General features: G+C 73.0%; 18 protein-coding genes and 1 pseudogene. 8 read left to right on the top strand and 11 right to left on the bottom strand.

What is annotated here, in order from left to right; all coding sequences use genetic code 11:
* Positions 1-187 precede the first annotated feature (187 nt).
* From PV364_RS22485 to PV364_RS22475, 3 genes are all read left to right on the top strand, one after another.
* Positions 188-859, top strand: a complete 672-nt coding sequence (locus PV364_RS22485) for a FadR/GntR family transcriptional regulator (RefSeq protein ID WP_319661971.1) — start codon at positions 188-190, stop codon at positions 857-859.
* A 79-nt stretch (positions 860-938) separates the two neighbouring features.
* On the top strand, positions 939-2,081 hold the full coding sequence (locus PV364_RS22480) for a hypothetical protein (protein WP_415924588.1): 1,143 nt from the start codon (positions 939-941) through the stop codon (positions 2,079-2,081).
* 83 nt (positions 2,082-2,164) lie between these two features.
* Positions 2,165-3,211 (top strand): PAC2 family protein, encoded by a 1,047-nt coding sequence (locus PV364_RS22475; protein ID WP_319661969.1) that lies wholly within the window; start codon positions 2,165-2,167, stop codon positions 3,209-3,211.
* 96 nt (positions 3,212-3,307) lie between these two features.
* On the opposite strand, the gene mshC is transcribed toward PV364_RS22475, so the two are convergent.
* The 4 genes from mshC to PV364_RS22455 form a co-directional block, all read right to left on the bottom strand.
* Positions 3,308-4,537 (bottom strand): cysteine--1-D-myo-inosityl 2-amino-2-deoxy-alpha-D-glucopyranoside ligase, encoded by a 1,230-nt coding sequence (mshC, locus tag PV364_RS22470; protein WP_319661968.1) that lies wholly within the window; start codon positions 4,535-4,537, stop codon positions 3,308-3,310.
* 100 nt (positions 4,538-4,637) lie between these two features.
* Positions 4,638-5,531, bottom strand: coding sequence for an SCO1664 family protein (locus PV364_RS22465; RefSeq protein ID WP_319661967.1), 894 nt, complete (start codon positions 5,529-5,531; stop codon positions 4,638-4,640).
* Positions 5,489-6,085 carry a DUF3090 domain-containing protein gene (locus tag PV364_RS22460; RefSeq protein ID WP_319661966.1) on the bottom strand — a complete coding sequence of 199 codons (597 nt, stop codon included), beginning with the start codon at positions 6,083-6,085 and terminating at the stop codon, positions 5,489-5,491. Before PV364_RS22460 ends, PV364_RS22465 begins: the two co-directional genes overlap by 43 nt.
* A 58-nt stretch (positions 6,086-6,143) precedes the next feature.
* Positions 6,144-6,842 (bottom strand): histidine phosphatase family protein, encoded by a 699-nt coding sequence (locus PV364_RS22455; RefSeq protein WP_319661965.1) that lies wholly within the window; start codon positions 6,840-6,842, stop codon positions 6,144-6,146.
* A 64-nt stretch (positions 6,843-6,906) separates the two neighbouring features.
* Here PV364_RS22455 and PV364_RS22450 point away from each other — a divergent pair, with 64 nt between their 5' ends.
* A complete protein-coding gene (locus tag PV364_RS22450; RefSeq protein WP_319661964.1) occupies positions 6,907-7,908 on the top strand; it encodes a magnesium and cobalt transport protein CorA in 1,002 nt (333 codons plus the stop codon).
* A 46-nt stretch (positions 7,909-7,954) separates the two neighbouring features.
* Here PV364_RS22450 and PV364_RS22445 read toward each other — a convergent pair whose 3' ends face one another.
* Positions 7,955-8,743 carry a ferritin-like domain-containing protein gene (locus PV364_RS22445; RefSeq protein ID WP_319661963.1) on the bottom strand — a complete coding sequence of 263 codons (789 nt, stop codon included), beginning with the start codon at positions 8,741-8,743 and terminating at the stop codon, positions 7,955-7,957.
* Positions 8,744-9,047: 304 nt separating this feature from the next.
* Between PV364_RS22445 and PV364_RS22440 the strand changes: the two genes are divergently transcribed.
* A complete protein-coding gene (locus PV364_RS22440; RefSeq protein WP_319661962.1) occupies positions 9,048-9,653 on the top strand; it encodes a hypothetical protein in 606 nt (201 codons plus the stop codon).
* A 36-nt stretch (positions 9,654-9,689) separates the two neighbouring features.
* Here the strand turns inward: PV364_RS22440 and PV364_RS22435 are convergent, their stop codons facing one another.
* Positions 9,690-10,742 carry an LLM class F420-dependent oxidoreductase gene (locus tag PV364_RS22435; protein ID WP_319661960.1) on the bottom strand — a complete coding sequence of 351 codons (1,053 nt, stop codon included), beginning with the start codon at positions 10,740-10,742 and terminating at the stop codon, positions 9,690-9,692.
* A gap of 126 nt (positions 10,743-10,868) precedes the next feature.
* Between PV364_RS22435 and PV364_RS22430 the strand changes: the two genes are divergently transcribed.
* Together PV364_RS22430 and PV364_RS22425 are read left to right on the top strand one after the other, a co-directional pair.
* Complete coding sequence (locus PV364_RS22430) at positions 10,869-11,849, top strand: aldo/keto reductase (protein WP_319661959.1); 981 nt, start codon at positions 10,869-10,871, stop codon at positions 11,847-11,849.
* A 40-nt stretch (positions 11,850-11,889) separates the two neighbouring features.
* Positions 11,890-13,971 carry a helix-hairpin-helix domain-containing protein gene (locus PV364_RS22425; protein WP_319661958.1) on the top strand — a complete coding sequence of 694 codons (2,082 nt, stop codon included), beginning with the start codon at positions 11,890-11,892 and terminating at the stop codon, positions 13,969-13,971.
* Positions 13,972-14,016: 45 nt separating this feature from the next.
* On the opposite strand, the gene PV364_RS22420 is transcribed toward PV364_RS22425, so the two are convergent.
* Entirely contained in the window at positions 14,017-14,634 is a 618-nt protein-coding gene (locus PV364_RS22420; RefSeq protein ID WP_319661957.1) for a hypothetical protein, read from the bottom strand.
* A gap of 47 nt (positions 14,635-14,681) precedes the next feature.
* Between PV364_RS22420 and PV364_RS22415 the strand changes: the two genes are divergently transcribed.
* A complete protein-coding gene (locus tag PV364_RS22415; RefSeq protein ID WP_319661956.1) occupies positions 14,682-14,870 on the top strand; it encodes a DUF5703 family protein in 189 nt (62 codons plus the stop codon).
* A gap of 80 nt (positions 14,871-14,950) precedes the next feature.
* On the opposite strand, the gene PV364_RS22410 is transcribed toward PV364_RS22415, so the two are convergent.
* The 4 genes and pseudogenes from PV364_RS22410 to PV364_RS22395 all read right to left on the bottom strand — a co-directional run bounded on the left by PV364_RS22410 (position 14,951) and on the right by PV364_RS22395 (position 18,279).
* Positions 14,951-15,844: a chaplin gene (locus PV364_RS22410; RefSeq protein WP_319661955.1), complete on the bottom strand. Its 894-nt coding sequence runs from the start codon at positions 15,842-15,844 to the stop codon at positions 14,951-14,953.
* A 239-nt stretch (positions 15,845-16,083) separates the two neighbouring features.
* Positions 16,084-16,368, bottom strand: a pseudogene (locus PV364_RS22405) (chaplin); the annotation flags it as partial.
* A 177-nt stretch (positions 16,369-16,545) separates the two neighbouring features.
* Positions 16,546-16,779, bottom strand: a complete 234-nt coding sequence (locus tag PV364_RS22400) for a chaplin (protein WP_319661954.1) — start codon at positions 16,777-16,779, stop codon at positions 16,546-16,548.
* A gap of 141 nt (positions 16,780-16,920) precedes the next feature.
* Positions 16,921-18,279: a M20/M25/M40 family metallo-hydrolase gene (locus tag PV364_RS22395; protein ID WP_401976728.1), complete on the bottom strand. Its 1,359-nt coding sequence runs from the start codon at positions 18,277-18,279 to the stop codon at positions 16,921-16,923.
* Between the last annotated feature and the right edge of the window lie 104 nt (positions 18,280-18,383).

The raw sequence follows: 18,383 nt of genomic DNA, 5'->3' as shown, positions 1-18,383 counted from the left end.
AGGCCGTTTCCCGAAGCCGGGAAACGGCCTTTGGCGTGTCCGGGCCCTCTCCCCGCGGCGCCCGGAACGCCGTCGCCGGATCTTCGGAGCGCACCGTGGACATCGCGGTCGACCGGCAGGGCTCCCGATCCGCGGATGCACGGCATAATGGCCCGATACATCGGATGTCCTGGAGGCGAGGGCGGTCATGGCGGTCACCGACGAGGCGATCGAGAAGATCAAGGGGATGATCGTCTCCGGTGCGCTGCGACCGGGCGACCGGCTCCCCAAGGAGAGCGAACTGGCGGCCGACCTCGGCCTGTCGCGCAACTCGCTGCGCGAGGCGGTGCGCGCGCTCTCGCTGATCCGCATCCTGGACGTGCGGCAGGGCGACGGCACGTACGTCACCAGCCTCGACCCCCAACTCCTGCTGGAGGCCATGAGCTTCGTGGTGGACTTCCACCGCGACGACACCGTGCTGGAGTTCCTGGCCGTGCGGCGGATACTGGAGCCCGCGGCGACCGCCATGGCCGCCGCGATCATCCCGGAGGCCCAGCTCGACGCCCTGGAGGCCCAGTTGGCGGCGCTGGGGACGGAGCCGTCGGTCGAGGAACTGGTCGCGTGCGACCTGGAGTTCCACCGCGGCATCGTGCAGGCGGCCGGCAACTCGGTGCTGTGCTCGCTGCTCGACGGGCTGTCCGGGCCCACCACGCGGGCGCGGATCTGGCGCGGGCTGACCCAGGAGGACGCGGTCAGCCGCACCCTGCACGAGCACCGGGCGATCCTCGGCGCGCTGCGCGACCGCGACGCGGAGGCGGCGCGGTCGTGGGCGACGGTCCATGTCGCCAGCGTGGAGCAGTGGCTGCGTTCGACCCTCTGAGCCGCCGGCCCGCGGGCGAACCGGGCACGGCGCCCCGTGCGTCCGATCCCTCGAAGAAGTGATCGAGAAAAGGGATCGGATGAATTCACGCGTGCAACCGGACCTCCCCCGCCCGGCGCCCCGCCGCCCGCTCCGCCTGCACCGCCCCTCCGCCCGCGCGGTGCGGCGCGGCGCCCTCGCGGTCGCCCTCGTCGTACTGCTGCCGGTGCTGGCGGCCGGCGTCGCCCTGCGCCTGGAGTACGTGGGCGACCCCTCAGGAGCGGGCGCCGACCGCGGCCGCAACGCGGTCTGGCTCGGCCACGCCTGGGTCGACGGCCGCCGGGACGCGGCCGACCTGGCCGCGCTCGGCCGGGAGCTGCGCGGCAGCGGCACCCGGGACCTGTACGTGCACACGGGCCCGATGGAGTTCGACGGCAGTCTCGATCCGGCGCTGTACCCCGAGGCCGCGTCGCTGGTGCGTGAGGCGCACCGCGCGCTGCCCGGGGTCCGTGTGCAGGCGTGGCTGGGACAGGTGGTCTCGCACCACGGCGACAAGGGCCTGCACCTGGACGACCCGGCGACGCGGTCCCGGATCGCGGCGAGCGCAGGGCAGGCGCTGGCGGTGGGTTTCGACGGGGTGCACCTGGACCTGGAGCCGATGTACTCGGGCGACCGCGGCTTCCTCGACGTCCTGGACTCCGTCCACGCGCTGACGGCCCGGCACGGCGCGGTCCTCTCCGTGGCGACACACCAGATCGATCCGCTGCCCTCGCTGCACGTACCGGCGGGCGCGCTGTTCCACCATCCCAAGTGGTGGTCGCAGGCCTACTTCGGGGACGTCGCCCGGCGCGTCGACCAGGTCGCGGTGATGGCCTACGACACCGCGATGCCGCTGGAGAGCCTCTTCGGCGGCTACGTCGCCCAGCAGACCGCGCTGGCCCTGGAGGTGACCCCGCCGGGTACGGACCTGCTGATGGGGCTGCCCGGCTACCACACGAACAACCTGGGCCACCACGCGTGGGCGGAGACCGTCGCCGCCGCCGCCCGCGGGGCCCGGCTGGGGCTCGCCCGGCAGGATCCCGGCCGCGAGCGCTTCGGGCTCGCCCTCTACGTCGACTTCCACGCGACTGCGGAGGACTGGGCCGCGTACCGCTCCGCGTGGGGGCCGGTGGACGACAGGACGCGTACGTCCGGTGACGCTGGGGATCATCCCCCTACGAAGGCGGCGGCACCCGCCCCGTGAAGCCGTAGGCTGGTGCCGCACGCGAAGGAACGGCAGCCGGCGGGGGTGACACCATCCCCCTTCCGGCCGGAAGGAGGCGCTGGGTGATCGAGCTCGAGGGAGTTCCCGAGCTGATCGACCCGGTCATGGTGGCCGCGTTCGAGGGCTGGAACGACGCCGGGGACGCCGCCTCCGCCGCGGTCGGGCATCTGGACCGGGAGTTCAAGGGCGAGGTGTTCGCGGCGCTCGACGCCGAGGACTACTACGACTTCCAGGTCAACCGTCCCACGGTGTGGATGGACGGCGGCGTTCGCCAGATCACCTGGCCCACGACCCGGCTGTCCGTCGTCCGCATCGAGACCCCCAAGCCGCGCGACCTGGTCCTGATCCGGGGCATCGAACCCAGCATGCGCTGGCGCTCGTTCTGCAACGAGATCCTGGGCTTCGCCCACGAGCTCGGCGTCGAGATGGTCGTGGTGATGGGCGCGCTGCTCGGCGACACGCCGCACACCCGTCCCGTCCCGGTCACCGCGGTGACCTCGGACCCGGACCTGGCGACGGCCCTCAGCCTGGAGGAGTCCCGCTACGAGGGCCCCACCGGCATCGTGGGCATCCTGCAGGAGGCCTGCACGCACGCGGGGATCCCGGCGGTGAGCCTGTGGGCCGCCGTGCCCCACTACGTGTCGCAGCCGCCCAATCCGAAGGCCACCCTGGCTCTGCTCAACCGGCTGGAGGACCTGCTGGACCTGCGCATCCCGCTCGGCGAGCTCCCCGAGGACGCCCGCGCGTGGCAGGTCGGGGTGGACGAGCTCGCGGCCGAGGACAGCGAGGTGTCCGAGTACGTGCAGACCCTGGAGGAGGCCCGCGACACGGCCGAGCTGCCGGAGGCCTCGGGCGAGGCCATCGCCCGCGAGTTCGAACGCTATCTGCGGCGCCGCGACCCGCAGGCGGGCGACCAGGACGCGAGCCCCTACCTGCGGGACACCTCCCCGAAGCCGGACACCGGCACCGCGGGGCAGGGCAACGTGGCCAGGCCCGACCGGGACGCGCCGGGGAAGGAAGGCTCCGCCGACGCCGACACGCCTGCCGACGCCGACGGCGAGGGCACGGCGAGCACCGAGAACACCGAGAACACCGACAAGGACGAGTGACCCGTGGCGGCCGCCGGCCGCCACGGCGAACGGCGAGGGCCGTTGTCCCCGCGGGGACAACGGCCCTCGCCGTTGGTCAGCTCAGGTCGGGCCGGTTCAGAGCGCCACGCCGAGCAGCGCGTTCACCGCGCGCGACACCAGCCCGGGAGCCCCGGTGTCGGTGCCGCCCTCGGCGGCCTGGAGGGCCGCCCAGCGGTCCACCGCGGCGAGCGCGGCGGGCGCGTCGAGGTCGTCGGCGAGCGCCTCGCGGATCTCCTCGACCAGGGCGTCGGCAGGCGGTCCGTCCGGCCGCGACACAGCCGCGCGCCAGCTGCCGAGCCTCTCCACGGCCCGCTCCAGCACGGCGTCCGTCCACTCCCAGTCGGAGCGGTAGTGGTGGGCCAGCAGGCTGAGGCGTATGGCGGCCGGGTCGACCCCGTCCCGGCGCAGCTGCGAGACGAAGACCAGGTTGCCCTTCGACTTGGACATCTTCTCGCCGTGCAGCGCCACCATCCCGGCGTGCACGTAGGCCTTGGCCATCGGGAACTCGCCGGTGAGCACCTGGGCGTGCGAGGCGCCCATCTCGTGGTGCGGGAAGGCGAGGTCGGAGCCGCCGCCCTGGACGTCGAAGCCCATGCCGAGGTGGTCCAGGGCGATCGCGACGCACTCGATGTGCCACCCGGGCCGTCCCGGGCCGAGGCCGCCGCCGTCCCAGCTGGGCTCCCCCTCGCGGGCCGAGAGCCACAGGATCGGGTCGAGGGGGTTCTTCTTGCCGGGGCGCTCCGGGTCGCCGCCGCGCTCCGCGGACAGCGCGCGCATGGCCGCCGCGTCGAGGTGCGAGACGCTGCCGAAGTGCGGGTCGGCGTCGACGTGGAAGTAGATGTCGCCGTCGAGCTCGTAGGCGGCACCCGCCTCACGCAGCCGCTCGACCAGCGGGACGATCCCGGGGATGGCCTCGACCGCGCCGATGTAGTGCGCGGGCGGCAGCATCCGCAGGGCGGTCATGTCCTCACGGAACAGCGTGGTCTCGCGCTCGGCGAGGGCCGTCCAGTCCTGGCCCGTGGCCGCGGCCCGCTCCAGCAGCGGGTCGTCGACGTCGGTGACGTTCTGGACGTAGTGGACCTGGCGCTTCGTGTCGAGCCACACGCGCTGCACGAGGTCGAACGCGTTGTAGGTGGCCGCGTGCCCCATGTGGGTGGCGTCGTACGGGGTGATCCCGCAGACGTAGATGCGGGCGACCGGACCGGGGTCCAGGGTTACGGGTCCGCCGGTCGCGGTGTCGTGGAGACGGAGGTCGCGTCCCTTGCCCGGGAGGGCGGGGACGTCGGAAGCGGGCCAGGCATGCATGTCATGAGATTAACCGCCCGCGTGATCGGCAAACGACCGCTGGGCGCCCCCGGGACTGTGCCGTCGCCCACTGCGGCGCCGCCGGGGGCGTCCGGAACGCTCAGATCGGGGGCCAGGGGATGGCCGGCCACTCCCCGGACGGCTCCGGGTGCCGCCCCGTGCGCAGCAGATCCGCCACGCGCTCGCGCAGTGCGGCGAGTTCCGCGGCGGTGATGAGCTCGGCCAGCCGCGCCCCGAGGCCGCCGTCGCCGAGCTCCGTCCCCAGCTTGCCGAGCACCTCCACGGCCTCCTCGGTCAGCGGCTCCCCCGCCCACCCCCACAGCAGCGTCCGCAGCTTGTTCTCCGCGTTGAACGTCACACCGTGGTCGATGGCGTAGAGCCCGCCCCGCGCCGTCGGCAGCAGGTGGCCGCCCTTGCGGTCCGCGTTGTTGATCACGGCGTCGAGCACCGCGAGCCGCCGCAGCCGCTCGTCGTCCGCGTGCACCAGCAGCGCGGTGCGGCCCTCGCCGACCTCCGCGAACCCGACCGCCTTCCAGCCGGGCCCCGGCTCCTCGGCGTCGACGAGGGCGAGCAGGCCGTCGCCGCCGCCCTCCCCCTCCTCGGGGGTGTCGATCCACAGCTGGCACATGCCCTCGCCGTACGGTCCGTCCCGCAGCACCGTGGGCGGCACGAGGCCCCACCCCGTCGACTCGGACACCAGGTACGCGGCGACCTCGCGCTGGGCGAGCGTGCCGTCGGGGAAGTCCCACAGCGGCCGCTCCCCGGCGACCGGCTTGTAGACGCAGTGGGCGGTGACGCCCTCGTGGGCGATCTCGCAGTAGAGCACGGCGTTCGAGGCGTCGCGCAGCCGTCCGAGCACCGTCAGTTCGCCGTGCGCGAGCAGTTCGGCCCCGGCCCCGGCTATGCCGCCGTCGATGCCGTCGACGCCGTCGCGGCCCGGCACGTCGCCGCTCAGGCCGTCGCCGATCGCCGGTACCCGTTCTGACGCGGGCATACGTGTCCTTCCGGGTCCAGGGGCAGGCTGCACAGCGGGCACGGGGGCCGGCCGGCGGCCACGACGTCCAGGGCGCGCTTGGCGAAGGTGCGGGCCTGGGCGCCGGTCAGGCGCACCCGCAGCAACGGCGGGCCGTTCTCGTCGTCCTGGAGGAGCATCTCCTCCGCGGCCTCCAGGTCCTCGTCGTCGTCCGCCTCGATCTCGACGAGGGCCTGCGCCTCCAGGATCATGCGCTCCTCGGCGCCGTCCCAGGCGAGGGCCATGGTGCCCACCCGGAACTCCTCCTCGACCGGGGCCTGCAGGGGAGCGTTGTCCGCCAGTTCGCTGGGGGCCACGGCGGGGACGGGCGCGGCGCCGCCGGTGCGCCGCACGACCTCGTCCAGGAGTTCGTCGATGCGTTCGGCCAGCGCCTCCACCTGGGTCTTCTCCAGGGCGACACTGGTGGTCCGGCCGGCCGCGCTGGCCTGCAGGAAGAAGGTGCGTTGTCCTGGCTGGCCAACGGTGCCTGCGACAAAGCGATCGGGCTTGTCGTAGAGGAACACCTGACGAGGCACGTCCTGCTCCGTTTGCTCGGTGTCTTCGAGGTCCGGTCCACCCTACTGCGGAAGCTGATCACGGTGCGCCCGCACCACCACCGACCTCCGCGTCCCCCGCCGCGGCCGGGGGCTGCTCGCGCGGCCGGAGCCCGTCGAGGCTGCCGGTGTCGCCGAGTCGGAGCAGGAAGGGCCGTTCCGAGGTGTAGCGGATGGCCGTCACCGAGCAGGGGTCGACGGCGATGCGCTGGAAGAGGTCGAGGTGCATGCCGAGCGCGTCCGCCACGACCGACTTGATGACGTCGCCGTGCGAGCACAGGACCCACAGCGCGTCGGGGCCGTGGGCCTCCTCCATGCGGGCGTTCCACTCGCGCACGGCGTCGACCGCGCGGTTCTGCATGGCGCGCACCGACTCGCCGCCCTCGCCGGGGAAGACGGCACCCGACGGGTAGCGCTGCACGACTCCCCACAGCGGCTCGTCGGCGAGTTCGGCGAGCTTGCGTCCGCTCCAGTCGCCGTAGGCGCACTCCGTGATCCGTTCCTCGACGTGCAGGGGCACGTCGGGCAGCACGTCCAGCAGCGGCTGGACCGTCTCGCGGCAGCGCTGCAGCGGGCTGGTGACCACGGCGGCGGGCGGCAGGACGGCGAGCCGCGCGGCGAGGTCCGCGGCCTGGTCGCGGCCGGTCTCGTCGAGGGCGACGCCGGGGAGCCGTCCGGCGAGCACGTTCTCGGTATTGGCGGTGGACCGGCCGTGCCGGACCAGGATCACGGTGGACATGACCGCCACCATACGGCGCGCCCGGGACCGGTGTGTCGGCGGCGGTACGCGGAAAGAGACTTACGTGATCGTGGACTGTGCCGTGTACCGCGACGGCGAGCGGACGGCGACCCCCACCGACGTGGCCGAGGCGCTGGAGGCCGCCCGGGCGGTGGACGGCGCCTTCGTGTGGATCGGGCTGTACGAGCCCACGGAGAAGGAGTTCGACCTCGTCAGCCGGGAGTTCACGCTGCACCCGCTGGCGGTGGAGGACGCCCTCAGCGCCCATCAGCGCCCCAAGCTGGAGGTCTACGAGGGCTCGCTCTTCCTCGTGCTCAAGCCGGTGGCCTACGACGACGCGCGGGACACGGTCTCCGCGAGCGAGCTGATGGTCTTCGTCGGGAACGACTTCGTCGTCACCGTGCGCCATGGCGAGGCCATCGCCCCCGGTGAGATCCGGCAACGGCTGGAGGCCGAGCACGAGGTGCTCAAGCACGGCCCGGGCGCCGTGATGTACGCCATCAGCGACACCGTGGTGGACGACTACATCGTGGTGGCGGCCGATCTCCAGGCCGATCTGGAGGAACTGGAGGCGGAGGTGTTCGCCCCCGAGCCGCGGCGTGCGGCCGCCCGGCGCGGCGCGGAGAGCACGGCCAGCCGGATCTACGCGTTCAAGCGCCAGTTGCTGGAGTTCCGCCGGGCGGCCTCGCCCCTGATGCAGCCGATGATCCGGCTGTCCGCGGGGACGGTGCCGCACGTGGCGTCCAGCACCCAGCCCTTCTTCCGGGACGTCGCCGACCACCTCACCCGGGCCAACGAGCTGGTAGACGGCCTCGACCGGCTGCTCAGCGACATCCTGGGCGCCCATCTGACCCAGGTCGGCGTGCGGCAGAACGACGACATGCGCAAGATCTCCGCCTGGGCCGCCATGGCCGCCGTGCCGACGATGATCACCGGCGTGTACGGGATGAACTTCGAGCACATGCCGGAACTGCGCCAGGTGTGGGGCTATCCCGCGGTCCTGGCGGTCATCGTGGTGGCCGAGATCCTGCTGTACCGGACCTTCAAGCGGCACGACTGGCTGTAGCCGGCCCTGCCGCCCTGCTGGTGCCGGTGCCCGCGCCCACCCGCCGCTATACCGCCGCCTCGGCCGCGGTGGCCGGCCCGCCGAGGGCGTTGCGGCGCTGCGGCATGGACAGGCGGACCATGCGCCGCCAGCCGCCCAGGCGCTCGTAGACGTACACCGCGTGGATGCCCGCGCGCAGCAGCGCGGACCGTCCCCGCGACCAGCCGAGGACACGTCCCATGTGGGTCATGACGGCCAGGCTGACGTCCCGGTAGACGCGTACCTCGGCCAGCGCGCAGGTGCGCAGGGTGTGCCGGATGGCGCGGCCGTGCCCGGCGGAGGCGAAGCGCAGCAGCTCCTCGTGGCAGTAGGCGAGGTGGTTGTCCTCGTCCTGGGAGATCATGCGGACGGCGCGGCCGACGTCGGGATGGTCCGCGAAGTACCGGACGAGCAGGGCCATCTGCTCGGAGGCGCGCTGCTCGGTGACACGGCTGTGGGCGAGGTAGGTGACCACGTCCCGGACGGTCAGCGGCTCGTCTCGGCGGAGCTTGTCGTGGGCCAGGCCGATGCCGCCGCGTTCCAGCAGCATCGTGTAGTCGGTGTCCGCGGGTACGGGGACGGGCTCCAGGCCGCGCTTGCGCAGCAGGGCTTCGAAGATCCGCCCGTGCTTGTCCTCGTCGGCGCCGTGCCGGGCGATCTTGGGCGCGAGGCCGCGCTCCTGCTCGGGGACCAGGGCGGCGATGCGGCCGTTCTCCCAGCCTCCCTGCGCCTCCCCGCTGGCGGCGATCGAGCAGAAGAGCCGGAAGGAGTCGTCGTGGTCGAGGATCTCCTGGAACAGACTCCGGGCGGAGAGCATGTCGGAACCTCCTGCGCGAACCGGATGGACCACCGGATAACTCAATAAATCGGCCGTGCGTAAATGAAGAGTCAAATGCCCCGGAAAGCGCCTGGCAACAGGCCCGCACGTCAACTCGGCCGAACGGATGCGGACGATCGGGTGAGGGCTGCGTAACCCTTGGCGCTTCCCGGCGTTGAGTTTGGTGACGGCCGTGGCGGGGAAGACCCCCGAGCCCCCACCACGGCCGCGGAAACCGAGGGGTCCTGCGGCCGGCCCGGGCGCTCGTGATTTCATAGCCCCTCGGAGGGGTCACTACCTAGACATGTTCAGCAAGGCGACGCGGAGCCGCTCGACGGTGCGTCCAGCGGGCCCCGCGGGTTCCGACTGGGCGCCTTACGCGCGCCTGGACGACGCGGCGCACGCCTACTTCCTGCACGCCGAGGTGGCCCTGGAGGCGATCGGCGGGGTCATGGGCCGGCGCCGGGTGCGCGGCTTCACCCTCGAACGCGTGGTGGACCTCACGGAGGCCGGGACGTCGGTGTGGCAGGAGGCCGCGGTCTGCGACGGGCGGCGGCTGATCCTCTGGCACAGCGAGGAGGTCGCCGACGAGGACGCCCCCGGCGGCCGGGTCCTGGACTCCTCCGTGCAGGTGCTTCCCCTGGAGACCATCGGCCACGTCGGGATGCGCGTCCTGGTGGGCCAGGACGAGCAGGGCCGGCGGGTCGACCGCGGGGTCTACGTCGTGCTGGCGACCGCCATGCCGCACGAGCTGAGCGCGGTGCGCGGGGACGCGGACGGGGCGATCGCCTCGGCCCGGTTCCGGCCGGAGGCCTTCCGGTTCAGCAAGTCCCTGGAGGACGGCGGCCCGGGGCAGATAGCGCGGCTGATCGCCTTCGGGCGGCTGCTGGGGCGGCTGGTCCCGGGCTGAGCCGGGACCGGCCGCCGCCGCGCGCCGCGGATGGGCCTACTCGGCAAGCCCGGCCCGCTCCAGGGCCTCGACACCGGTGCGCAGGGCCGTGATCCGCTCGTCCAGGGTGAAGCCCGCCGGGGAGAGGGTCAGGGTGGTCACGCCAGCCGCGGCGTACGCCTGCATGCGGTCGGCGATGCGCTCCACCGTACCGAGCAAGGTGGTGGAGTCGATCAGCTCGCGCGGGATCGCGGCCGCGGCGCCGTCCTTGTCGCCGGACAGGTACTTGTCCTGGATCTCGGCGGCCTCCTTCTCGTACCCCATGCGCTGCGCGAGCTTGTTGTAGAAGTTCTGCTTGCGACTGCCCATGCCGCCGACGTACAGGGCGGTGTAGGGGCGGAAGAGGTCGGCCAGCGCGTCGACGTCCCCGCCGACCGCGAGCGGGACGGTCGGGCAGACGTCGAACCCCTCCATCGTCTTCCCGGCCTTCTCGCGGCCCGCCCGGATGTGGCGCAGGGCGGTGTCCTCCAGGTGCTCGGCGGAGGGGAAGATCAGCAGCGCGCCGTCGGCCAGTTCGCCGGTCTGCTCCAGGTTCTTCGGGCCGATGGCGGCGATGTACAGCGGGATGTGCTCGCGCACCGGGTGCACGGTCAGCTTGAGCGCCTTGCCCGGGCCGTCCGGCAGCGGCAGCGTCCAGTGCTCGCCCTCGTGGGTCAGCCGCTCGCGGGACATCGCCTTGCGGATGATCTCCACGTACTCCCGGGTGCGGGCCAGCGGCTTGTCGAACCTGACGCCGTACCAGCCCTCGGAGACCTGGGGGCCGGAGACGCCGAGGCCGAGGCGGAAGCGGCCGCCCGACAGCGAGTCGAGGGTGGCCGCGGTCATCGCGGTCATCGCCGGCGTGCGGGCCGGGATCTGGAAGATGGCGGAGCCGACGTCGATGCGCTCGGTCTGCGCGGCGACCCAGGACAGGACGGTGGGCGCGTCCGAGCCGTAGGCCTCGGCCGCCCAGCACACCGAGTAGCCCAGGCGGTCCGCCTCCTGCGCGACGGCGAGGTTGTCCGCGTCCATTCCGGCGCCCCAGTAGCCGAGGTTGATCCCGAGCCGCATAGCGCTCCCCTTACCAGTCAGTAACGTCCTTGTTCTGCGGACCATATCGTCCTGACGGCGGCACGGCGCCCGTCTGGTACGTCACACGGGCCCAAATAGCGGCGTTGACCAGTAATGTCAGCCGTCATGGAGCAAAGGCACCTCGGCCGTACCGGACTGCGTGTGTCCCGGCTCGGGCTCGGCACGCTGACGTGGGGACGCGACACCGGCGAACTCGACGCCGCGGACCAGCTCAAGGCCTTCTGGGAGGCCGGCGGAACGCTGGTCGACACGGCCGACGTGTACGGCGACGGCGGCGCGGAGTACCTGCTCGGCCGGCTGGTCGAGGACCTGGTGCCGCGCTCGGACCTGGTGATCGCCACCAAGGCCGGCAGCGTCCCCGACCCCGACCGGCGGTTCGACGCCTCCCGCGGCCACCTGCTCGCCGCCCTGGACGCCTCGTTGCAGCGGCTCGGTACGGACTACGTGGACCTGTGGCAGGTGCACGCGTACGACCCCACGACACCCCTCGACGAGACACTGCAGGCCCTCGACCTCGCCGTCACCTCGGGCCGCGCGCGGTACGTCGGCGTCTCCAACTTCTGCGGCTGGCAGCTCGCCAAGGCCGCCACCTGGCAGCGGGCCGTGCAGACGCGGACGCCGCTGTCCAGTACGCAGATGGAGTACTCGCTGCTGCAGCGCGGCATCGAGCGCGAGGTGCTGCCCGCCGCCCTGGACCTCGGGGTGGGCCTGCTGCCCTCCTCCCCGCTGGGGCGGGGCGTGCTCACCGGCAAGTACCGGCACGGCACCCCGGCCGACTCGCGGGGCGGCTCCGAGGACATGGCGCCCTTCGTCGCGCCCTACCTCGACGAGACGGCCCGGCTCATCGTGGACGCACTCGCCATAGCGGCCGACGGGCTGGCCACCTCGCCGCTCCAGGTGGCCCTGGCCTGGGTGCGGGACCGCCCCGGGGTCACGGCGCCGATCGTCGGGGCGCGCAACGCACAGCAGCTGGCAGCGGCGTTGTCAGTGGAGGCCCTTAGTCTTCCCGAAGAGATCTGCCAGGCGCTGGACGACGTTTCGGCGCCGCTGCACCGCTATCCGGACCACGACTGGAGCACGCTGTGAGCGTCCTCCGGAGGTAGTCCGCCCTACTACGGAGGCCACCGTGACCGAGGACCGCGACGACCGCGACCGCGAGGAACCCAGCGCAGCAGAGGCGGCGCCCGGTGCGGACGCGGCGCAGGCGCAGTCCGCCGGTGCCGCGGACGGCACCGGCGAGGAGGCGCCGCCGCCCCGGCGCCCGCGCCCGTCCACCGAAGGCGTCGGCTCGCAGCTCCCCGAGGAACTGACGGACCTGGCCGCCGCGGTGCGGGCGATCGAGCGCGGCGAACGGCCGGCGGCCGTGCCCAGGGGCCGCACCGCCCCGGCACGCCCCGCTCCGGAGCGTTCGCCGGTGCCCGCGCCCTCCCCCGCCGCGGTGGCCCCGGCGCCCGTTCCCGCGCTGCTCAGCGGGGACGCGGTGGCCGCCGCGCGCACGGTGCTCGCCGCGGGCGGCGCGCCGGAGGGGCTCGCGGAGGCGGCCGTCGCGGCGCTCGGCGAGCGGGCTGGCGAGGCGCTGCGCGAGGACCCGTGGCAGGTGCTGTCCGTGCCGGGCGTCCGGGTGGACCAGGCCGACGGCTTCGCGAAGGCGCTGCTGGGCGGCGCCGCCGGCCCGGAGGACGAGCGCCGGGTGCGCGCCCTGGTCGTCCGGCTGCTGGAACAGGCGGCCGAGCAGGGGCACACGGCGGTCGAATGGCCCGCGCTCGGCGCGGCCCTGGGCCGGCACGCGGTCACCGCCGCCGACGACGCGCTCAAGGCGGCCGTCACCGACGGCCTGGCGCTGCTCTTCCACGTCGCCGACGAGAACGCCGCACCCGCGCAGCCCGCGGGCGGCGACGACGAGGAGGACGCCGAACGGCCGGTACGGCTGCTGCTCGGCCTGGACCGGTGGGCGATGGCGGAGGAGAGCCTGGCCGACGGCCTGATGCGGCTGCTCAACACCTTCTCCCCGGGCGAGGGACAGGAGGCACCGGGCTGGGAGGCCGCGGCCGCCGCGGCGCCCTCCTCGTCCGCCGGGGCCCTCGTGCGCGCGGCCGCGGGAAGCGGTCTCGTCGTCCACCACGGCGCCGAGGAGGCCCGTGCCGAGCCCGCGGCCCTGGTGGCGGCCGCCCGGGCGCTCGGACTGCGCGCCTACGCCGCCGCGGCCACCGAGGACGGCCGCAGGCGGCTGGCCGCGGCAGGCGCGGGCGAGGACGCGGTGGCCACCGTCGCGGGCCTGCTCGCCGGCCACGAGGGACCGGGACGGGACGAGGACGGGACGCTGGCGCTGGACCTGCTGGCGGTCCTGGACGCGCCGCAGCTGGACGTGGAGGCTGCGGCCACACTCGTCGAGGCCGTGCCCGACGGCGCGCGCCTGGTCCTCTCCGGCGACCCGATGGCGCTGTGGTCGGCCGGTCCGGGACGGGTCTTCGCCGACCTGGCCGCCGCCAAGGTGTGCCCGCAGGTCGCCTCGCGCACGCCGGACCCGGGCCCGATCGGCGAGCTCGTGTCGGGGATCGGCATCGGTGAGCTCGCGCAGGTGGAGGCGCCGGAGAAGGAGGTTGTGATCGTCCCGGTGCGGGACGCCGGGGAGGCGGTGCACCGCACGGTGCAGCTGGTCGCGGACTCCGTGCCCCGGGTCATCGGGGTGCCCGCCGCGAGCACCGTGGTCATCACCCCGGGCCACGGCGGTGCCGCCGGTACCCGGGTGCTCAACGCGGCGCTCAAGGAACGGCTGAATCCCGGCCCCGGCCGCTTCGGCGGTTTCGACCCCGGGGACCGGGTGCTGCTGGCCCCCGCCCCCGGCCGGACCGTGCCGGGCACCGTGACCGCCGGCGGCGACGAGGGCCTGCGCGTGGACTGCGACGGGGCCTCCGTCGTCGTGCCGCCCGAGGCCGTCGCCGCGCAGGTGCGTCACGGGTGGGCGGTCACCGCCCACCAGGCCGTCGGGCGCCGCTGGCCGGCCGCTGTCGTCGTGCTGCCCGGTGACGCGGCACAGACCCTGACCCGGGCCTGGATCTACACCGCCTTCGGCCGGGGCGAGCGGCACCTTTCCGTCGTCCAGGGCGTCGACCAGGCGCTGCCCCGCGCCGTCGCGGAGATCCCGGCCAGGGATCGGACCACGCGGCTGCGCGACATCCTCCGCGAGCAGGCGGCACAGGCGCAGTAGCGCAACCGAGGGGGGTCCGGGCATGCCCGGGCCCCCCTCGGTCCGTCATGCCTCGCTGCGGTCCGCGCCGAGCACGTCGCTCTCCTCGTCGAAGACCGCGCTGACGTCGAACCGGCAGATCAGGTGCCGCGGATCGGCCTGCTCGAAGGGGCTGGCCAGCCACTCCCCCGGCTCCGCAGGCTCCACCGCGGTCACCCAGACCGTGGAGTCGCCCTCCACCAGGCCGAACTCCTTGTGGCGCTCGGCGATCTCGTCGGGCTCGTACTCCCCGAACAGGACCCCGATCGCGGCCGCGACATCCGGGCCGCCCTCGGGGCCGGTGTCGGAGACCCGTTCCGCCTGCTGCACCAGGCGCTGCGAGTCGCCCACGGTGTAGTCGCGCCGGATCAGGACGCTGACCGCGCTCGGCTGCTCGGGACCGTCGTACTCGGGCAGCGTGTCCCCGAGCGGCACCTCGAAGGGGGTGACCTCGTCGTAGGTGTCGTAGAGCAGCTCGTCATAGGCCTCGGCCGCCGAGGCCAGGGCCTCGAAGGCCTGGTAGACCGCGGGATCGTCCTCCCCGGTGCGGTGCTCGACCGCGGCCAGGTGGCGGTCCAGAGCGGCCTTCACCGCCTCGACGGCGGCTCGTACCTCGGCAACAGCGGGCTGCGCGGCATCAGACATGCGGAAGACGCTATCCGTACTGGGGCGCTCCCCGCACAATAGATGCGATGCCTGAATACGAATTCAGAGATGTGTACGTGCCACGGGGCGTCTCCCGCAAGGAGGCCCAGCGGCTACTGACCGACCATGCGGAGTACGGGCACTGGGAGTTGGACCGTCTCCGCCTCTACCCCGACGGCAGCCGCCGGGTCCGGCTGCGCCGAAGAATCATCCGCCAGGTCCGCGCCACATGGTGATGTGCGCCACATGAAGCGGGGCCCCGCGCCTGCGGGGCCCCTTTCCTCACATGCCGCCCCACGGGGGGAGACGGAGGCGTTCAGCGACGCGCCGCGCGGGCGCGACGGAAGAGCACGGCACCGCCGAGCAGCAGGCCGGCGCTGGTGAGCAGCGCGGTGCCGACGTCCTCGGTGCCGGTCTGGGCCAGGCTGGGGCCACCGCCGCCCGGGACGCCCGCGGGCTCCGGGTAGTTGTGCTCCGGGTAGTCGTCGTTGCCGCGCGGGATGTTGCGGTGCGGGCGCGGGTGGTGCCCGTGGCCCTTGCCGCCGCCGTAGTGGCCGCCGTAGCCGCCGGCGTTCACGCAGGTGTTGCCGATCGCCGGGTTGAGCAGGCCGACCACGTTGATCGAGTTGCCACAGGCGTTGACCGGGATGTTCACCGGCGCCTGGACGGCGTTCCCGGAGAGGATGCCGGGCGAGCCGACCGCGGCCGCGTGGGCCGAGGCGCCGCCGTGCCCGAAGCCGCGGCCGTCGCGGTCACCACCGAAGCCGCCGCCGAAGCCACGGCCGCCGTCGTTGCCGCCGAAGCCGCGGCCGCCGTCGTTGCCCCGGCTGCCGAAGGCGGAGTCGACACCGCGGACGGAACGGCCCGGGCCGCCGTCCTTGTCGCCGTAGCCGTCCTTGTCGCGGTAGCCGCCGACGGGCTTGCGGAAGCCCTTCTTGTAGACGCGGACCTCGCGGCGCTCGGAAGAGCCGTTGACGCAGGTGTTGCCGGCCGCCGGGTTGAGCAGGCCGATCACGTTGATGGTGTTGCCGCAGACGTTCACCGGGATGTTCACCGGAACCTGGATCGCGTTGCCGGACGCGATGCCCGGCGAGCCGGCGGCAACGCCGGACGCGTTGGAGTCCGCGTAGGCGGCCATACCGCCGGTCACGGCGAGCACGCCGCCGGTCGCGACCGCGGTGAGAAGCCCCTTTTTCGCGACTTGTCGCATGGAATGTCCCTGCCTTGCTTTTCCAGATACGGAAACCGGCGGGCAATGCCCGCCGGGGGAATGGTCGCCCCCCCGGACGTCAGAATTTCGCCTCCCCTACCGGGGCGGCCCCGGAAGCGCACAGGGCATTTCCGGGGCCGACCGGTTTCAGGCCTCCAAGGAGGCCCGAGAGAACGTCACTTGCCGTCCTTGTCGGCGTAGCCGTCCTTGTCGCGGTATCCACCGATGGGCTTGTGGAAGCCGCCGCCCTTCTTGTACACGCGGACCTCGCGGTGCCCGAAGGACCCGTTGATGCAGACGTTGCCCGCCGCCGGGTTGAGCAGGCCCACCACGTTGATGGTGTTGCCGCAGAGGTTGATCGGGATGTTGACCGGAACCTGGATCAGGTTCCCGGACAGCACGCCCGGCGAGCCCGCGGCGACGCCGTTCGCGTGGGAGTCGGCGTGGGCCATGCCGCCGGTGACGGCGAGCGCACCGCCGGCCGCGACCGCAGTGATCAGCGCCTTCTTTGCAACCTGTCGCATTGTGCTTCCTTGCCTTGCTTTTCCGGATACGGAAACCGACGGGCGATACCCGCCGGGGGAATGAATGACCCCCCGGACACGAAAACCGGCACTCCCCCAGCCGGGGCGGCCCCGAAGCCCGTGAGGGGCTTCACGGGGCCGGCCGGGATCGGGCCTTCGAAGAGGCCCGAAGCGATGTCAGCTGTTGAAGCAGACGTTGCCGACGGCGGGGTTCAGCAGTCCCACGATGTTGATCGTGTTACCGCACAGGTTGACCGGGATGTTCACCGGAACCTGGATCACGTTGCCCGACAGCACGCCCGGGGAACCGACCGCGGCCCCCTGGGCGCCGGAGTCGGCGACGGCCACGCCGGCACCCGCAGCCACGAGCCCACCGGTGACCACGGCAGCAGCGACGACCTTCTTGATCATTTTTCCTCCTCGTTGGCAAAACGGCCCCAACTTCGGACCGCACAGGAACCAACGAGTGGACACAAGGCGCGCTACTGCCGCTGGGATTCATTCACTCTTTTCGGCTAAGCGGCAGGAATTGTCGATAATTGGCGAGTCGTTTCAACTGCTCGCGAGGAAGCGGTCGAGCACCCGCACTCCGAACTTCAGACCGTCCACCGGTACGCGCTCGTCGACGCCGTGGAACATTCCGGCGAAGTCGAGGTCGGGCGGCAGCTGCAGCGGCGCGAACCCGAAGCAGCGGATGCCCAGGTCGTCGAAGGACTTGGCGTCGGTCCCGCCGGACAGGCAGTACGGCACGGCCCGGGCGATCGGGTCCTCGGCCTTCAGCGCGGCGCGCATGGCCTCGACGAGCGCCCCGTCGAACGTCGTCTCCAGCGCCTTGTCGGAGTGCACGTCCTCGCGCCGGACCCGGGGACCGAGGATACGGTCCAGGTCGGCCAGGAACTCCTCCTCGTAGCCGGGCAGGAAGCGCCCGTCCACGTGCGCGGTGGCCTGGCCGGGGATCACGTTGACCTTGTAGCCGGCCCCCAGCATGGTCGGCGCGGCGGTGTTGCGCAGCGTGGCGCCGATGAGCTTGGCGATGCCGCCCAGCTTGGCCAGCGTCGTCTCCATGTCCTCGGGGTCGAGATCGGTCCCGAGGGCGTCGCCCAGTTCGTCGAGGAAGCCGCGGACGGACTTGGTGACGCGCACCGGGAACCGGTGCCGTCCGAGCCGGCCGACCGCCTCGCACAGCTCGGTGATCGCGTTGTCGTTGTTGGTCATGGAGCCGTGGCCGGCGGTGCCGTCCACGGTGAGCCGCATCCAGTGCATGCCCTTCTGGGCGGTCTCGATCAGGTAGAGCCGCACGTCCTCGTTGACCGTGAAGGAGAAGCCGCCGACCTCGCCGATCGCCTCCGTGACCCCCTCGAAGAGCTCCGGGTGCTTGTCGACCAGGTAGCGGGCCCCGTAGACGCCGCCGGCCTCCTCGTCGGCGAGGAAGGCGAGCACGATGTCGCGCGGCGGACGGCGTCCGCTGCGCAGCATGTCGCGCACGACCGCCAGGGTCATGGCGTCCATGTCCTTCATGTCGACCGCGCCGCGGCCCCACACGCAGCCGTCGGCGATCTCGCCGGAGAACGGGTGATGGGTCCAGTCGTCGGCGTTTGCGGGCACGACGTCGGTGTGGCCGTGGATGAGCAGGGCGGGCCGCGAGGGGTCCTCGCCGGCGATGCGGGCGACGGTGGAGGCCCGGCCCTGGTGCGACTCGAAGATCTGCGGTTCCAGGCCGACCTCGGCGAGCTTCTCGGCGATGTACTCGGCGGCTGCCCGCTCGCCGGGACCCGAGTGGTCGCCGTAGTTGCTGGTGTCGATGCGGATGAGGTCACGACAGAGGTCGGCGACCTCGTCCTCGCCGGTGGTCGTACGGGCGGCCGAGCTCGACTCGCTCACGCTGTCTCCTTCGTTCGTCGATCTCCCCATCCTCCCCCGCCTCCCCCGCGGGCCGCGAGGCCCCCCGGGCCCCGTCATACGGCCGTCACAAGGGTCCGGAGGGCGGATTGATCGAGGGGCCCCGGATGTTTGCT

The sequence above is a fragment of the Streptomyces sp. MI02-7b genome (genome assembly GCF_033793585.1).
Taxonomy (GTDB): Bacteria; Actinomycetota; Actinomycetes; order Streptomycetales; family Streptomycetaceae; genus Actinacidiphila.
The sequence above is the reverse complement of the archived record's forward strand: the minus strand, read 5'-3'. Positions and strand labels throughout refer to the sequence as shown.

Coding starts and splice junctions, on each gene's coding strand:
- PV364_RS22485 (WP_319661971.1), top strand. CDS start 188: ATGGCGGTCACCGACGAGGCGATCGAGAAGATCAAGGGGATGATCGTC.
- PV364_RS22480 (WP_415924588.1), top strand. CDS start 939: ATGAATTCACGCGTGCAACCGGACCTCCCCCGCCCGGCGCCCCGCCGC.
- mshC (WP_319661968.1), bottom strand. CDS start 4,537: ATGCATGCCTGGCCCGCTTCCGACGTCCCCGCCCTCCCGGGCAAGGGA.
- PV364_RS22465 (WP_319661967.1), bottom strand. CDS start 5,531: ATGCCCGCGTCAGAACGGGTACCGGCGATCGGCGACGGCCTGAGCGGC.
- PV364_RS22455 (WP_319661965.1), bottom strand. CDS start 6,842: ATGTCCACCGTGATCCTGGTCCGGCACGGCCGGTCCACCGCCAATACC.
- PV364_RS22445 (WP_319661963.1), bottom strand. CDS start 8,743: ATGCTCTCCGCCCGGAGTCTGTTCCAGGAGATCCTCGACCACGACGAC.
- PV364_RS22440 (WP_319661962.1), top strand. CDS start 9,048: ATGTTCAGCAAGGCGACGCGGAGCCGCTCGACGGTGCGTCCAGCGGGC.
- PV364_RS22435 (WP_319661960.1), bottom strand. CDS start 10,742: ATGCGGCTCGGGATCAACCTCGGCTACTGGGGCGCCGGAATGGACGCG.
- PV364_RS22430 (WP_319661959.1), top strand. CDS start 10,869: ATGGAGCAAAGGCACCTCGGCCGTACCGGACTGCGTGTGTCCCGGCTC.
- PV364_RS22420 (WP_319661957.1), bottom strand. CDS start 14,634: ATGTCTGATGCCGCGCAGCCCGCTGTTGCCGAGGTACGAGCCGCCGTC.
- PV364_RS22415 (WP_319661956.1), top strand. CDS start 14,682: ATGCCTGAATACGAATTCAGAGATGTGTACGTGCCACGGGGCGTCTCC.
- PV364_RS22410 (WP_319661955.1), bottom strand. CDS start 15,844: ATGCGACAAGTCGCGAAAAAGGGGCTTCTCACCGCGGTCGCGACCGGC.
- PV364_RS22400 (WP_319661954.1), bottom strand. CDS start 16,779: ATGATCAAGAAGGTCGTCGCTGCTGCCGTGGTCACCGGTGGGCTCGTG.
- PV364_RS22395 (WP_401976728.1), bottom strand. CDS start 18,279: ATGGGGAGATCGACGAACGAAGGAGACAGCGTGAGCGAGTCGAGCTCG.